At 39.1% G+C, this 15,901-nt stretch carries 11 protein-coding genes; 4 read left to right on the top strand and 7 right to left on the bottom strand.

Going from position 1 to position 15,901, the window contains the following annotated elements:
* Positions 1-112 precede the first annotated feature (112 nt).
* The 3 genes from AC5JMK_RS22025 to AC5JMK_RS22035 form a co-directional block, all read right to left on the bottom strand.
* The gene (locus tag AC5JMK_RS22025) at positions 113-748 is read right to left on the bottom strand and encodes an HAD-IA family hydrolase (RefSeq protein WP_096675573.1); all 636 of its coding nucleotides are present in this window, start codon (positions 746-748) and stop codon (positions 113-115) included.
* Positions 745-1,701 carry a tRNA epoxyqueuosine(34) reductase QueG gene (gene queG, locus AC5JMK_RS22030; protein ID WP_096675572.1) on the bottom strand — a complete coding sequence of 319 codons (957 nt, stop codon included), beginning with the start codon at positions 1,699-1,701 and terminating at the stop codon, positions 745-747. The genes AC5JMK_RS22025 and queG overlap by 4 nt, the downstream gene beginning before the upstream one ends.
* Positions 1,702-1,876: 175 nt before the next feature.
* Complete coding sequence (locus AC5JMK_RS22035; RefSeq protein WP_096675571.1) at positions 1,877-3,097, bottom strand: glycosyltransferase; 1,221 nt, start codon at positions 3,095-3,097, stop codon at positions 1,877-1,879.
* 529 nt (positions 3,098-3,626) lie between these two features.
* Between AC5JMK_RS22035 and cofH the strand changes: the two genes are divergently transcribed.
* The 3 genes from cofH (at position 3,627) to AC5JMK_RS22050 (ending at position 7,355) form a co-directional block, all read left to right on the top strand.
* Positions 3,627-4,769, top strand: a complete 1,143-nt coding sequence (gene cofH, locus AC5JMK_RS22040) for a 7,8-didemethyl-8-hydroxy-5-deazariboflavin synthase subunit CofH (protein ID WP_096675570.1) — start codon at positions 3,627-3,629, stop codon at positions 4,767-4,769.
* Between the two features lie 297 nt (positions 4,770-5,066).
* The gene (gene psb27, locus AC5JMK_RS22045; RefSeq protein ID WP_096675569.1) at positions 5,067-5,465 is read left to right on the top strand and encodes a photosystem II protein Psb27; all 399 of its coding nucleotides are present in this window, start codon (positions 5,067-5,069) and stop codon (positions 5,463-5,465) included.
* A gap of 348 nt (positions 5,466-5,813) precedes the next feature.
* Positions 5,814-7,355 carry a family 10 glycosylhydrolase gene (locus tag AC5JMK_RS22050; RefSeq protein ID WP_495911026.1) on the top strand — a complete coding sequence of 514 codons (1,542 nt, stop codon included), beginning with the start codon at positions 5,814-5,816 and terminating at the stop codon, positions 7,353-7,355.
* 117 nt (positions 7,356-7,472) lie between these two features.
* Here the strand turns inward: AC5JMK_RS22050 and AC5JMK_RS22055 are convergent, their stop codons facing one another.
* The 4 genes from AC5JMK_RS22055 to AC5JMK_RS22070 form a co-directional block, all read right to left on the bottom strand.
* Positions 7,473-8,057, bottom strand: a complete 585-nt coding sequence (locus AC5JMK_RS22055; RefSeq protein ID WP_495911027.1) for a 5-formyltetrahydrofolate cyclo-ligase — start codon at positions 8,055-8,057, stop codon at positions 7,473-7,475.
* A gap of 57 nt (positions 8,058-8,114) precedes the next feature.
* A complete protein-coding gene (locus tag AC5JMK_RS22060; RefSeq protein ID WP_495911028.1) occupies positions 8,115-11,147 on the bottom strand; it encodes an MFS transporter in 3,033 nt (1,010 codons plus the stop codon).
* A 355-nt stretch (positions 11,148-11,502) separates the two neighbouring features.
* Positions 11,503-12,036: a translation initiation factor IF-3 gene (infC, locus tag AC5JMK_RS22065; RefSeq protein ID WP_096675566.1), complete on the bottom strand. Its 534-nt coding sequence runs from the start codon at positions 12,034-12,036 to the stop codon at positions 11,503-11,505.
* A 385-nt stretch (positions 12,037-12,421) separates the two neighbouring features.
* Complete coding sequence (locus tag AC5JMK_RS22070) at positions 12,422-13,279, bottom strand: helix-turn-helix transcriptional regulator (RefSeq protein ID WP_495911029.1); 858 nt, start codon at positions 13,277-13,279, stop codon at positions 12,422-12,424.
* 265 nt (positions 13,280-13,544) lie between these two features.
* Between AC5JMK_RS22070 and cas3 the strand changes: the two genes are divergently transcribed.
* A complete protein-coding gene (gene cas3, locus AC5JMK_RS22075; RefSeq protein ID WP_495911030.1) occupies positions 13,545-15,677 on the top strand; it encodes a type I-D CRISPR-associated helicase Cas3' in 2,133 nt (710 codons plus the stop codon).
* Positions 15,678-15,901 lie beyond the last annotated feature (224 nt).

Raw genomic sequence — 15,901 nt, forward strand, 5'->3', positions numbered from 1 at the left:
ATCAGCGTCCTTGCTCCTCAATATGATTGATGGAGAAAAATAAATTTTCTTTCTTGTAAAATCCCCTAAATTTATTTATGGGGATTAATTATTAACTGATAACTGATAACTGTTAACTGTTATTTACTACCTCTAGCAATTGACTAGGGTGTTGAATCAAATAATTGGGTTTTTGTTTAGCTAATACCTCTGGAGAATTAAAGCCCCAAGTAACTGCTACTACTTTAATATTAGATTTTTTAGAAGCTTCGATATCTCTAGTTTCATCACCAACATAAATGACTTCTTCTAGTTTAATTTGTTTTTGTCTTAGCACATTATTAATAATTGTTGTTTTCCCAAAAATAGTTATACCTGAATAAATAAATTCAAACAAATTATCTAATTCATTAATTTTCAAGAATTCTGTAACATTATCTTTAGAATTAGATGTGATAATTCCTAAATGATGACCGGCATTTTTTAGGTCTATTAAGGCTTCTTTCATCCCGGAAATTGGTTTTAGCTCTGGTATTTTCCTTTTTAATTCCCCTTTGACTTTTTTCACTAAAAAAGGTATCTTGAATACAGAAATACCTGAATAACTAAGAATTTCTCTAGAAGTTAAATTTCTCAACAAAGCTAGTTCTTCCGGAGTAATTTGCACATAACCAAAATCTTTAGCTAAACGGTTGGCTATAGTTACAAGTGCGTCTACTGTATCAGCGATTGTGCCATCGAAATCAAAAATAATTACTTTCTGGGTCATTCTTGTGCCTGTTGGAATGCGTTTAGATTAGCACGGGCATTCCGTCGTAACATTTCTGGCTTAATTCGCCGTAACGCCGATGCTGGAAATCGTTCATCCCACTCATAATCTGAGATTTGGGCTAATTCTACCAGCTTAGGCGCAATATTCCCAGGATATGGCTGAAATTCTTCCACGTCAGTTGGACTAGCAAAACGCTGATTCCAAGGACAAACATCTTGGCAAATATCACAACCAGCAACCCAACCTTGTAAATTGGATGCGATCGCCTCTGGTAATTTTTCCTGGCGATTTTCAATTGTATGATAAGCAATGCAGCGATTAGCGTCTACCACGAACGGACTAGTTATAGCATCTGTAGGACAAGCTTCTAGACAGCGAGTACAATTTCCACAATGTTGTGTATGGGGTTTATCTGGATCTAACTCTAAGTTTGTTAGCACTTCTCCCAAGAACACCCAAGAGCCATATTCTCGCGTAATTACATTACCATTTTTGGCAATCCAACCAATTCCAGCTTTTTGCGCCCAGACTTTATCTTGAACTGGCCCTGTATCTGCATAATACCGCGCTTGGATGTTTTCACCTTGTCCCTGCAACCAGTTAGAGAGTGCTTTCAATTTTTTATGCATGACTTTGTGATAATCTCGTCCCCAAGCATAACGAGAAATTTTGGCATACTCTTCACCTCCAGGGCGTTGATGGGGGGTATAATAGTTAAGGGCTACACAAATTAGCGATCGCACTTCACTCATCACTAATCTAATATCTTGACGCTTGGGAGAAGTCATCCATTCCATGTCGGCATGATAACCAAGCTCGATCCATGCTCGCAACTGCTGCATTTGTATATCATCTGTCCCATAGATAGCAGCTATTCCTACTTTGTGGAATCCTAACTCTACAGCTTTTTGTTTAACTTCAGCACTATTTGTTCCTAGCAATTGATTCATTTATCTTATCGAAAAGTTGCCGTACCTACGGCGTATTTATTCTACACTATCCAGTCAATGCATACATTTGCTGTTTTTTAGATATACTATTTGTAAATTTTATTTGCAGTTTGTAAATTAATGATGCAATATGTATATTGGACTTTGGACAAAGTCCAATGAATTCCAAAAATGTTTATTTCACTTGAGTAACACGCCAACTCAGCTTGAGGTTCACCCAAAAATTCCAAATAGTCGCAATGGCGATCGCAATCAAGTTTGCAATATAGCGGTTATGAATCATGAAATTAAACACCAAGTTCAACACCAACACATTCAAAACCAAACCAGCCAAACAAATAATGTTGAATTTCAAAAACCTCTTCATACGCTGACGCCATGAATTCTGTTGCATCGCCACATCTGCAAAAGTCCAAGCATCATTCCACAAAAAATTATTAAAAATCGCAATCTCACCAGCGAAGATTTTACTACGAGTTAGGGGCAATCCCAAGGTCGTTGGGTCGCTGAGTAAGTAAAGCACCGCCATATCCACAAATACTCCACTTAGTCCCACTAAACCAAAACGGACAAATCGACCAACTGGGAAGTTTTGGCTTAATCTTCCAATGTGTCCAGTGGAAAGGCGTAACCGCAATAAATGATGAATGTATTCTAAATATTGTTTCCAAGTAACCTTGCTCTCACCCTGTTTGCGTTCACAAAATACATAACCAACTTCAGCGATCTGCTTAATTTGACCACGCCCGATCACCTCTAGCAATATTTTGTATCCTACGGGATTCAGAGTCACATTGACTATGCTGTGGCGACGGAAGAGGAAATAACCGCTCATTGGGTCTGAAACTTTACCAACTACGCTAGGTAAAATTACTAATCCTAGCAACTGAGCGCCACGAGACAAAAAACGCCTTATTAAATTCCAACTAGAGACTCCCCCGCCATCTACATGACGACTAGCAACGGCTAAATCTACTCCCTGGACAATTGCATCTAGTAGTTGTAGTAACACATGGGGCGGATGCTGTAAGTCACCATCTATCACCCCTAGAATATTTCCTTTTGCTACTTGCCAACCCCGAATTACTGCGGAGGAAAGCCCCCTTTCATGCTGACGCCGCATCACTTGCAATTGCGGGTATTGTTGCATTAAAGATTGTGCTACTTGCCATGTACCGTCTAGACTATCATCATCTACCACTATCAATTCGTAGTTTTCTGGGATACGCTCATCCAGTAATTGAGTTAATCTTTGAATGATTTTTTCGATATTAGCAGCTTCGTTGTAAGTCGGAATTACCAGCGAAAACCATACTAATTCTTGAGACGGTAATTCTGGTATCTGCAAGGTTCCTGATGGAACTGCTAACAATGAACTGGGTTGGTTTATATTCATTCAGCAAACTAGAGATTATTAAAAAGCAACAACATTTGCATTTGGCGAGAGAACTGATGTCGTTTATATTACTCTTTAGTTAATGTTTAAGATAGTTTATATTTCTTTAAATTTTCATACAACTCAGTGTATACAAAAATTAGTAATAGCTATTACATAAAAATTCATTAGATTTTTCAGTATTTTATGCTTTGAGTTATTAATAATTTCGTAAAACTCAAATTTTTTGAGAAACTAGATCACATAAACTATTCTCAATAAGCTTATAAATCAACAATAGATTTTTTAATATCTAATATAATCTTTATAATTGTTTTGACCATGAATGACCATGAATTTAAATAACACATAATTAGATGAAATACAATAAATTTACAGACGTGCAATTACTTTAGGTGTCGTAACTTTAGTTACATTGAAATCTAAAAAGTTAAATACTGAAAATATCAAAACTTAGTTAGTAGAATTTTATTAGTTTAGTATAATCAATTCCCAGTCAATCCAGTCCTTGAGAGCAACAGTATATAAAGTGATAAATAGCACATTAGAAAAAATTCTTGATCATGCCTTGATGGGGTACGATTTATCTTCTGAACAAGGATTGGTATTATTACAACAATCTGACGCAAGTTCAATTGCTGCGGTTCGTATGACAGCAGATAAACTGCGTCAACGGCAAGCAGGCGACACAGTTACCTACGTGATCAATCGTAATATCAACTTTACTAATATCTGCGAACAGCACTGTAGTTTCTGCGCTTTCCGACGAGATGAAGGTGACGAAGGTGCTTATTGGTTAGATTGGACGGCTATTTTAGAAAAAACACAAGATGCTGTCAAGCGTGGTGCAACAGAAATTTGTATGCAAGGTGGGTTAAATCCAGCAGCAAAAATCAACGCTAAATCCCTGTCTTACTACCTTGAATTAGTAAGAACTATTAAACAGGAATTTCCTCATCTGCATCTACATGCTTTTTCTCCTCAAGAAGTACAATTTATCGCTAGAATCGATGGTCTAAGTTATGCTGAGGTAATTGCTGCTTTACGAAATGCTGGTGTAAATTCTATGCCTGGAACAGCAGCTGAAGTATTAGATGATGAAGTGCGGCGCGTACTATGTCCTGAAAAAATTGATACAGCAACTTGGTTAGAAATTGTCACTACAGCTCATAAATTGGGTATGCACACCACTAGTACAATGCTGTCGGGACATATTGAGAATCCAAAACAACAAATTCAGCATTTAGAAAAATTGCGATCGCTCCAACAAACTGCCATCAATCAAGAATATCCAGCGTGTATTACTGAGTTTATTTTATTGCCATTTGTGGGACAAGAAGCGCCCAAACCCCTACGCCGCCGTGTAGGGCGCGATCAGCCCGTGTTAGAAAATGCACTTTTGCTTACCGCAGTCGCAAGGATTTTTTTAGGAAAGTGGATTCCTAACCATCAACCGAGTTGGGTAAAACTAGGACTTGCAGGAGCGATAGAAGCTCTAAATTGGGGCTGTAATGATATTGGTGGAACATTAATGGAAGAACACATTACCACCATGGCAGGAGCAATAGGGGGTACATGTATGGAAGTTGAAACCTTACAAAGTGCGATCGCTTCTCTAGGAAGACCTTATCAACAACGAGATACTCTTTATCAAAACATAGGCAATAGTTAGTCATTGGTCATTGGTCAACAAGTCAAAAGTTCTTAATTTTGAATTTTGAATTTTGTATTTTGAATTGTTTTGTCCCCTTTTTCTCTCACACTAGACCTCTTGCAAAAATATTTTTACCCCACCCTAACCCTAAGCGTTTACGGGGAGGGAACTAAATCTTCCCCCCGTGAACGGGGGGATTGAGGGGGGTTCATTCGACTTTTGCAAGAGGTCTACTCTTACCCTTGGAATGATCCCCAGGATACCAATCCAGGATAGGATGGACATTGATTTACATATAGTTTCACATCAATGATTATGAAGCGCTATTGGTCACGTCTGCTTGCTCTGGTCTTAGTTGTAGCTATTGGCCTAATAGGTTGTTCAGGTAGCCCAGATGGTTTGTCTGGCGATTATCGCCAAGATACATTAGCTGTACTCAATACTTTAAGACATACCCTAGAGTTACCAGACGATTCACCAGAAAAATTAGCAGCGCAATCACAAGCGCGTCAACAAATTAATACTTTTGCAGCTCGTTATCAACGAGATAATTCTGTTGCAGGTTTGGGTTCTTTCACAACCATGCGAACAGCTCTCAATTCTCTTGCTGGACACTATAGTTCTTATCCCAATCGTCCTGTACCGAAAAAGCTCAAGGATCGTTTAGAAATGGAGTTTAATCAGGTCGAAATGGCGCTACAGCGTGGTGCGTAACAGACAATTACGCACCAGTCGATTGTCTAAAGTCATTGAGGGGTAAAGCATTTGTACCAAGATATTTCGTTTTTATGAAAAGTTATACGTACAAATGCTTCACCCATACAAGAATTTTTACTAGTAACTATTGCACTACGTGTTATAATTGCTTGCTTTGTCCTTAAGGAGTGTCAAGCAATAATTTTTACCATTAAATTAAATAAAAAATGCGGCAACACAAATGAGGTTTTGAAAGTCAGTAAAATTGGGCTGCAAAGCCTCAAAACTGAGTTTGGAATTTTACACACTTGTTCCCAAATCAAATGAGTTGGAGTTAATAGTTTTTTTGTTATTTTATTGCTAAGTATGCTTAAACGTCCCCTGAATGTTGTAAAGCCAATGTTCTTTTGGCGGCGTCTTTTCGCTGCGGTTTTCAGCAGTACTTTGCTGATGCCATACTTTGAAACTCAGCCTGCACAGGCGCAAGAAGTCAACCAATTTTGCCAGATATCAGCAGCAGAAGCGCAAGCAAAAGAAAAATTACGTTTGTCAGCCCTTCAAGGCGATCAACAAGCGCAAAACCAGTATCAACAACTTGTGCGCCAACATACACAAACTGTACAAGAATGTCGAAATCGCAACTGGCCACAAGTCCAAGCAATTTGGTTGCGTTTATATCCCTGCGACATTCAGCCGGGTACTATCGACAGAATTATGGATCGAATTGTCAACAAAGGCTATAACCAAGTCTATTTGGAAGCTTTTTACGACGGACAGGTTCTATTACCAGCAGCAAATAATCCTACAATATGGCCTTCTGTAGTTCGCACGCCAGGAGAAGAAAAAGCTGATTTATTATTGAAGGCAATTCAAGAAGGACAACAACGGGGTTTAAAGGTTTACGCCTGGATGTTTACCGCTAATTTTGGCTATACCTATGCCCAGCGTCGTGATCGAGAAGGAGCGATCGCTCGCAATGGCAAGGGTCAAACAAGCTTGTATGTTGTAGATGATGGTTCTCAAGTATTTATTGACCCATACAACGTGCAAGCAAAGCGCGACTATTACCAGATGGTACAAGAAATTTTACGCCGTCGTCCAGATGGAATTCTGTTTGATTATGTGCGCTACCCACGACAAACAGGGGGGGATTCTATCGCCACTAAAGTTACAGATTTGTGGGTATATAGTGAAGCTACCCAACAAGCATTATTTCAACGGGCGCAGAATAATAAAGGGTTGGAATTAATTCGCCGCTTTTTAACTAAGGGATATGTGACAGCAGGAGATATCAGTGAAGTTGACAAACTTTATCCTCAAGAAGCAGAACCGATGTGGCAAGGACGTACACCACCGCCACCGCCACCGGCAGAACCATCATTACCAATAGGACAAAAAGCAGTCGCTGCGGTTATCCCCCCCGCACAAAGACAACCAATACTGCAATCAGAATTATGGCAGCTCTCTGTTGCTCACGCCATGCAAGGTATTCTAGATTTTGTCAATCTAGCTGCTTATCCAGCCCAAAAGCTTGGTATTCCCGCAGGTGTAGTGTTTTTTCCGGATGGAAACCAAACTGTTGGAAAAGGTTATGATTCCCGCTTACAGCCTTGGGATCGGTTTCCAAATTCTCTAGAGTGGCATCCTATGTCTTATGCTAATTGCGGCAATGTTGATTGTATTGCAGCGCAAGTCAAGCAAGTACTAAGTGCAGCTAAACCAGGTACAAAGGTGATTCCTGCGATCGCTGGTCAATGGGGTAAAAATGTCAATGGTCGCCCATCGCTAGACGCACAAATGCAAGCAATGAGACCATTCGCCTCGCAACTTAGAGGGGTGAGCCATTTTGCCTATTCTTGGCAAGATCCTGAACACGACCAAGAACGGAAATTCTGTCGGGCGAAGTGATCGGGGAGAGGGAAGCGGAAGGGGGACAAGGAGGACAAGGGGAGCAGGGAGCAGGGAGCATGGAGACGCACTAGACGCGGAGAAAAAAACCAATGCCCGATCCCCGATCCCCAATGACTATTGACTAATCACTAACTTTGTTTCTGTACAAACAGCATCTAAGGGTTTATCCCAAGGTTCAACAGGTAATTGGGGTAAGTAGGCAAAATCAAAGACAATGCCAATAGTTGATTTATTTGCCCAATCAGGTGCAGCAAGCAAGCGATCATAATATCCCCCCCCGTAACCCAAGCGATAGCCTTGCTGGTCACAAGCAACACAAGGTACAAGAATTAAATCTACTTGCTCCGGCTCTATAATTGGGGCTTCAGGATCAGGTTCGGTAATGCCGTATGTCCCAATATTTACTGAATCACTGAGTATCCAAATATGCCACGACAGAGAATTGCTGATGCAGCGAGGCATACCCCATATTTTTGGAGAGTGATTATCTTGCCCAAATAAAAAACTCAAATCGGGTTCCTGACGAAAGCTGAAATAAGCCAGTACTGTTTTGGCTTGGGTAAACTGAGGTGAGTTGAGAAGGTTAGTACAGATGCGATCGCTTTTTTGTTTCCATTGTGCTACTGATATTGATTGACGTTGTTTGAGAAGCGATTTTCGTAGTTTCGCTTTATCTAGTTGGCTATCAACTTTATCCACGCGAGAAAACTTATTTGTGCGTTTATATTGTAGTTCTCAAATCTCCACCATCAACAACTAACCATCAATAACTAATCTTATTAACTCTTTGACTTGATTAGCGATAAGGGGATGTGAATCTTTTTGCAATTGGGGCAGAATTTTGATCAAAATGCGGGGTGATACTACATTCAAATAGGCGATCGCAGCTTCTCGAACAAAGCCTGTGGGATGACTCAAACTTTCTAAAACTTGTTCTGTGGTGAGCCGGATACGCGCAACTTGAGCAAAATGGAAACAACAAGCCAAGCACCAATCAGAAAGTAAGTTTTTATGCATTAATAAACTACGGGTACGTTCATTAACTGACATTTGTTGGTATTCTGCCATCTCTGCGGCTATGAGATATTGCAGTTTTTCTGCTGGCGATCGCTTATCTAAAATATTGAGTAGCAAGGATTTATGCTGCAATTTTACTGTATGTTCTAAAATTTCTAATCCCCGTGCTAAATTGACTACTGATTCTGACCGTAAATTAAAAGCTGCGGCTTGGATTCTTTCTATCGGATAAAGTAGCTGTAAGAGTAATAATAATCGTTCTTTAATATCACTTTCTAGTTCTAAAATGGCACGATTGAGTAAAGATACAACAGTAATAATACTGATGCCAGAATGATATGTATCTAGGGTTTCTTGTGATTTAAAATCTATATATTGATTATAGGTTTCTAATTGATTTTTAAAATCTATATAAGCAGCATAAATATCAGCCAAGAAATATAGCTCTTGCTCGATAAATCTTTTGATTTTTGTTTCATAAAACTGTTCTACTGAACCCAGTAGTCCTTCTTTTTGTAATCTTTTTAATAAAGGACGAAGAATGTGATCTCTGCTATTACCCCGCGATGTTTCTAAAAATTGCCATAAGGTTTCTATCGCTTCTAAGGTGGGAAGTTGACTAATCGTACGCCAAGCATAAATTCTTACTATTTCTGGCTTATAGATATTAGTAGCTAACTCAACCAGCATTGGTAAGGCTTCGTTTTCTAGTTTTACCAAAGCTTGCATAGCTGAATTTCGGGTTGATTTGTAATAAAGTCCCCCTAACAAGGCTGGATAGTACTCTTCTAAGTGAGTTGCGGCTATCATTTCTATGACAGCAAAACGTACTCGCAGAGATTCATCTTGCAATAAATTGGGAATATGAATTCGCAGTGCTTGTAGATGAACTGCTTCACTCAGGGCTTTGACTGCGTTCATCCGTTCTTTTTCTTGGTGGTGAGTCAGCATCCGCCGTAAAGTTCTGGTAGCTGCTACTTTGTGCATAGGTTTTCCCTGACGTAGCAATAAGGCGGCGGCTGTCGCACGGATGATCGGGTGTTGTTCTTCTCTAAGGTACTTTTCTAACAGGTTGACATCTGGATCTGACTCAGCCAACCAAACGTAGCGTAAGGTAAGGGCAAATACTTCTGGAGTTACACTATTTTGTGGTAGTTCTAAGAAAGTACAGATTTCTGGCAAGTAAACAGGATTTACTCCTGCTGCTAGCATGACTTCCAAACTGGGTTTCTGCAATTCAGGAGGTAGCTTGACTAATAGGGGGGCTAAGACTTCACTTACACCTTTGGGATCTATTTGTGATAAAAGTTCAATACAAGAACGTTTATCTGTGTCAGTTCCTTTTTCTCCCAAGGCTTTAATTACTGCTTGCTTGAATGCACGTAAATCTACATCTCTAGCACTAAATTGTCCTTGTCCTGCACTTAAAACTAACAGATTCACGTAGCGCGATCGCAAAAACCAAATCACTAGCAAGCAACATAAAGCCACAAATATAGTTTCTGCCACCATAATTGATTCATGTATGGGTGTAGGTAGCAGTTTTCTTCCAAACCACAAGGTAATTAAAATCACAAAACCTGCTGTCCCTGCACCAAAAGCATCAGCTACACCTCCGGCTAATGACTGGACATGGCTGCGAATCTTATCTGGGATTGGTTGGAAAAGTAGAGGCCCACTACTGACAACAAAGGTGTAACGCAAAAGTTCGTCTAAAAATTTGAGAATCACTAAACCCCATAAATGATTATGGGAATTACTCCAAGGCAATAATCCTAACAAAGGTATAGTCAGAGGCATTAACAAGCCTACGGTGACTGGTAAAGTTGCAGCAGTAACAAATACTCCAAAACGTTCGAGGGCGCGACTGGAAATAAATAACTGCATTGCCAATTCGCATAATCCTGTAATTCCACTTAGTAAACCTAAAAAAGTAGCAATATCTTTACCCTGAAAATTTGATTTTAACTGGGTAAGATATTGAAAATCTATTAAGACTCCTATTGCTTGTAAAAGGGCAAAAAACGCAAATAATAACCAGGTGTAACGCTTTATTGGCCCAAACAAGCGGCGTTTTTGAGAGTATTGTGCTGCTTCTATTTCGATTTGCGGAGTATCAGGAAAAGCCTGGTGATAATTTTGACTCAGATAGAAAAGAATAAAAGCCCCTAAGCTGATGAATACACCAGCTATAGGCATAATCACCTTATCTAGTCCTACAAATAGCAACAAAAACGGCAAACTAAAGCCACTAATCACATCAGCAACTAAAATACCACTACTGATCAGGGGAAAGGCGCGTTTAATTTCCCGAATGTTGAATAGTTGATTGGCTGTGATCGAGGTGTTGAGGTCGTTAATCACATAAAATGCATCCACCCATAACCGCAGGACAAATATGATAAATACGGAAAGATAGGAAACGTGTAAACCTAAACTAAATAGAACTAATGGTATGAACATACAAGGCGCGATCGCCACAATGACACGCCGTAAGGGAAAAATCTTTTGTAACCGTGAGTATAAAAGTACCAAGACTGCACCCATGATGGCACTGGAGATATAAATCCAAGGTAAGGATTTAGACCCGTACTCATCCAAAAACAGCGCCACTGTAGAATCTTCTGACCACCGCAACCCAATTGATGTACTTGTATAAAAAGCGAACATTAACCAAGTGCGATCGCTTTCCTCTGGTCGGAGATTTACCCACTTGAGTAAGTTTGATAGGATACCTTTTTTGGGAGCAGTCCAGTAATTTTTCAGTTCCATGCAGTTTGACTGTGTTACATGTTTAATTTGTTGGTGATTCTTGGTTGGTTTTTGGTAGTTGATATTCCAAACACCAGACAACACACAAACTTAGTTACTCAGCTCTGCATGATTAGATTAGACTTTTTGCGATCGCATTAATTTTGATCGGTAAATGCGTTCGTAGTAAGGACTTTAGTCCTAGATTCAACAAAATCAGCACATAGCAAAAATCCTGAGTAACTGAGTATTATTCTTCCCACTCAGAACTCAGGACTATCAATCTTATTTGAATTTGTTGGTTGTTGATGCTTAGTAATTAAATAGTTGGTTTTTTCCTACTATCCACTAATTACTACCCACTAACCAAATTAAATTATTTTTTCGGAGAAAGAAGCATCATCATGTTTCGCCCTTCTTTTTTGGGTGCTTGCTGCACCTCTGCGAATGCTTCTAAATCAGTCGCCATCCGTTTGAGTAATTCTTCTGCTAAATCGCTGTGTTGTATTTCTCGACCCCGAAACATGACAGTGGCTTTCACCTTATCGCCATCCTTGAGAAAACGTTCTGCTTGCTTAACACGGACGTTGTAATCATGTTCTTCAATTTTGTAGCGCATTTTAACTTCTTTAACGTCAGCAGTGTGCTGCTTTTTCCTGGCTTCCCGTGCTTTCTTCTCCTGCTCAAATTTATATTTTCCATAGTCCATGATCCGACAAACGGGCGGATCAGCCTTGTCACTGAGCAACACTAAATCTAGCTCTTTTTCCTCGGCTAGTTGCAGCGCTTCCTGTGGGGAGAGAATCCCCAATTGGGCTCCATCAGTATCGATGACCCGAATTTTCGGAAAGCGAATCCTTTCATTAATTTGGGGCAAATCACGAGTTCTTTTTTTCTCAGTCACTGGCATTATGATTTGTGGCAGCTCTTTGTTAAGAATAGTGTTTGGTATTGTGTAATCTACCTCAGAATGATTAAAAATATCTGAGGACTCAAATCAAAGGTCTACATCCAAGGTAGCTAATCCATAGGATATTCTTTGGACAATTTTACCTATTCTGTCATTCTACTCATTTTGAAAGAATTTCTATCCAATAGTTAATCTAAATTACACATCCGCAGCATTTATTAACTATTTTAGCATTTGTTTATCGTATTATTAACACCTTATATATCTGAATACCTCAGTATATTCACTAGTAACGGTAGATACGAAATCATAATTAAGTCATTGGTCATTGGTCTCCCTGCTCCCCGATCCCTGCTCCCCGATCCCTTGTCCCCGATCTCTCTTTTCAAGTTAGATCATAACGCTGACAAAGGGTTTGGAGTTTTTCGCGGATGAGCGATCGCACGTTTTCTGGTGACACCACCACACAATCTGGTGCGTACTGCATAACTTCGCGGATAAACCAAAAGGTACTAGATACAGGCCTAATTACTCGCCGCACTCGTTGTTTATCTGGTAGCCATTCATTTAATATGTCTTCTGGTTTTGCTTGGTAAGCAAAAGCTAAACCATTGAATAAGTGCATTTCTACCTCTATTTGTGCCAAGTGCGATCGCCATTTACCAGCAATTGCGATCACACCAGCATCTTGGATTCTATCTAAACGCAGACTCCAGTTATTTCTTAACTCTTCTACATCCAAATTTCCTTGTGTCTCTTCGCACCAGCAATCAAGATATTGACGCTTTTCGTGGGGTGTAACTTTGGCGTGACGAACGGTGAAGTTCCATACTCGCTGTGCTGCGTCTAGATAGGAAAGCTGAAATGGTTGTTCACGTAGAATGAAGCGATCAATCTCTAAACGCCAAGGTGGGGGTAAATTTTCTAAAAAACGCTCTATTTCAGTTCGCAGTGGAATTGATAGTTCACTGCGTTCGAGAAGCAATTTGGCAATTTCTTGTGCTTGCTCATTTTGACCAATATCAGTTAATGCACGCATGGCTCGATCCAGCGCTCTGATGCGGGTTTCTGACCAATCGTGATTTTTACCAATTATTAACTGATGACGAGCGATCGCTTCTACTAGTTTAGAGATGTTTGGGCGATCGCCCCACATCATACCGAATTCTAGCGCTAGGTTTTCTAATTCGGCTTTGTCGCGATCTGATATCGATAGGGTTATAGACTGACCTTTACGACTCATTTTTATACGGACATTTATATACGAATATATCTTGTCAATCTATATTTTGCGTGCCAAGATAGATTTCAACAACTAGTTACGGACATTTTTTAAGTTAACACGAAAAAGTCGCACCATTGGTGCGAGAAATAGCTAGAAAATTTTTATACCCATTTAAAAAACTGCAACCATTGGTTGCAGAAATTCGTTAGCCTGATCTGGCAGATTCCCAAAACTGACACTAATGGTGGCAGAAATTCTTGTGACTCTATATAAAGGAGAATATATGTCCGAAAATTACAGTATTAATCTTAAACCTGTTTATTCTCAAACTGTTCCCACACCTGATGGGATGAAATTACCTGATAATTGGTCACTTTCTTGGCATCAATTAGCTACTTTGTCAGCGTTACGTGATCCAAAAAATGATGTAATAATTAACACTGCGATAACTGGTGATGGCAAAAGCTTGGCTGCTTACCTTCTGGCTATGATAGATGATGTATCTACGATGGCGACCTATCCAACAAACGAGTTAGCTAGAGATCAGCAAAAGCAAATACAAAACTATAAGGACAAATTTCAGCCAAAGAAAGACCCACAGATTTATCGTTTGAATGCAGCCATTCTGGAAGACTTTATCGAAACAAATAAATTGCCAAATAAACAGTCTGGATTAATTAATCTTTCTGACCAAGCAGAAATTTTGCTGACTAATCCCGATATTTTTTACTATATTCATGATTTTCGCTATCTTAGGCGTTTTAAAAAAGATGGTAAAACAAAAGGAGAAAATGCCAACAAGCTATTCAGCAAAATAGACGATTATTATAAATTGTTTATTTTTGATGAATTTCATGTATTTTCTTCTGCTCAAGTTGCGAGTATCTTCAATGCAATATTACTAATCAAGCATACCGTTCCAGGTAAGAAGTTTTTGTTTTTATCTGCAACACCAAATGATTTGTTGTTAGAGTTTTTTGACAAATCTGGCATTCGTTATAAAGAAATTAATCCAGCTAAAGAACACAAATATTGTTTTTTAGAAGGCGGTAATCAATGGCGACCAATTAGTCAGCCAATAACTTTATTTTTTCCGCAAACACTAGAACCATCACTTTCATCTAGTTATGATTGGCTGATAGAAAATTCGGAATCAGTAATTTTAAAGTTTTTTCAAGATTATCCAGGTAGTAAAGGTGCGATTATTCTCAACTCGATAGCTGCGGTTAAGAAATTAGTTAAGCATTTTAAAAGCATTTTTGAGCCTTTAGGGTTGAAGGTTAGAGAGAATACAGGTTTAACAGGTGAGACAGAGAAAGCTGCGTCAGTTGTAGAAGCAGACTTACTTTTAGGAACATCAACTATTGATGTTGGCGTGGATTTTAGAATAAATTTTTTGGTATTTGAAGGTGCTGATGCAGGTAATTTTATTCAACGGTTTGGCAGAATAGGTAGACATCAAGATTTTCACCCTCATCCTTATCATGCTTATGCTTTGATTCCCAAATTTATTGTGCAAAGGTTATTTGAAGTTGATTCTCACCCTTTGCAAGATGGCGAAACTTACGACAGAGTAAACTTTACACAAGCTATTCGTTCAAGTTACCCATTTGTAAATGAATTTAAATTATATCCCAAACGCTGGGGTGCTATTCAATCAGCTTGTGTACATCAAGAATTAAGACGGCTGACTAATCAATATCCCGATGCTGATAAAAATTTCAAAGATGCTATTGAAGCAGCACTTGAGGTTAATATTTGGCAAAAATATCACCAAATCAACCAATGTTTAGAAGGAAAGAAAAAGAAAGTCATTGACGAAGCACGAAGTTTTCGGGGTAGTAGTCAGTTAGACTGTGGAATTTATGATTTAACAAATCCTGAAGAACCGGAAAATGAACATTTTAAAATTTATAACTTACCGGGTATTCTCAGCAACTTTAAGTTTGAATGGATGGATAAGAAGGAATTTATACAACAAGCTGAGAAATCTAGAGTTACAACGACTCGTTTTCAAGAAGTTTTATGCTGTTTGAAATTGACTGGCTACCGGGAAGTAAGAGAAGACTGGCGATTTTACTATCCAGAGGATATCAGCGACATTGCTAAGTCTGGTAAAGTCCAAGTTCTCAAAAATTTAGAAATTCGCCAACCCCACGGAAGCGGGATTAATAAAATCAGCGATGCTGTATCGGGTAGATGTTTAGTATGCTTTATTTCAGATTGCGATCGCGCTTATCTCAGAGCAAAGTTAGGTTTACCAATTCACTTTCAAGCATACTCTTTGGCAGATAAATATAGTAGTGATGATAAGAAGTCACCACCGTACACCATAGCCTTTGGTAAATCTGCACTCATGCTAGAAACCTTACTTTGGTTTTGGAAACCTAAAAAGGATGAAGGCTGGATTTGCTAGAAACTTGTGGAGAAAGGGTCTAGCCCGAAATCAGAAGGCAATAGAATTTCAATCCCTAAGAGGTATTAGGAGTATTTGTACTCATGCAGCATTATAACTGCTTTTCTTTCTCCATATATATAGTAGAGCATATTGTCCCCGTTCAAAACAAAAAGGCGAATCACATGGCTATAGAGACATTTTAATCATAAGGCTATAGAGACATTGCTTTTTTTGAGGTCAAT

This window comes from Pelatocladus sp. (genome assembly GCF_059505505.1).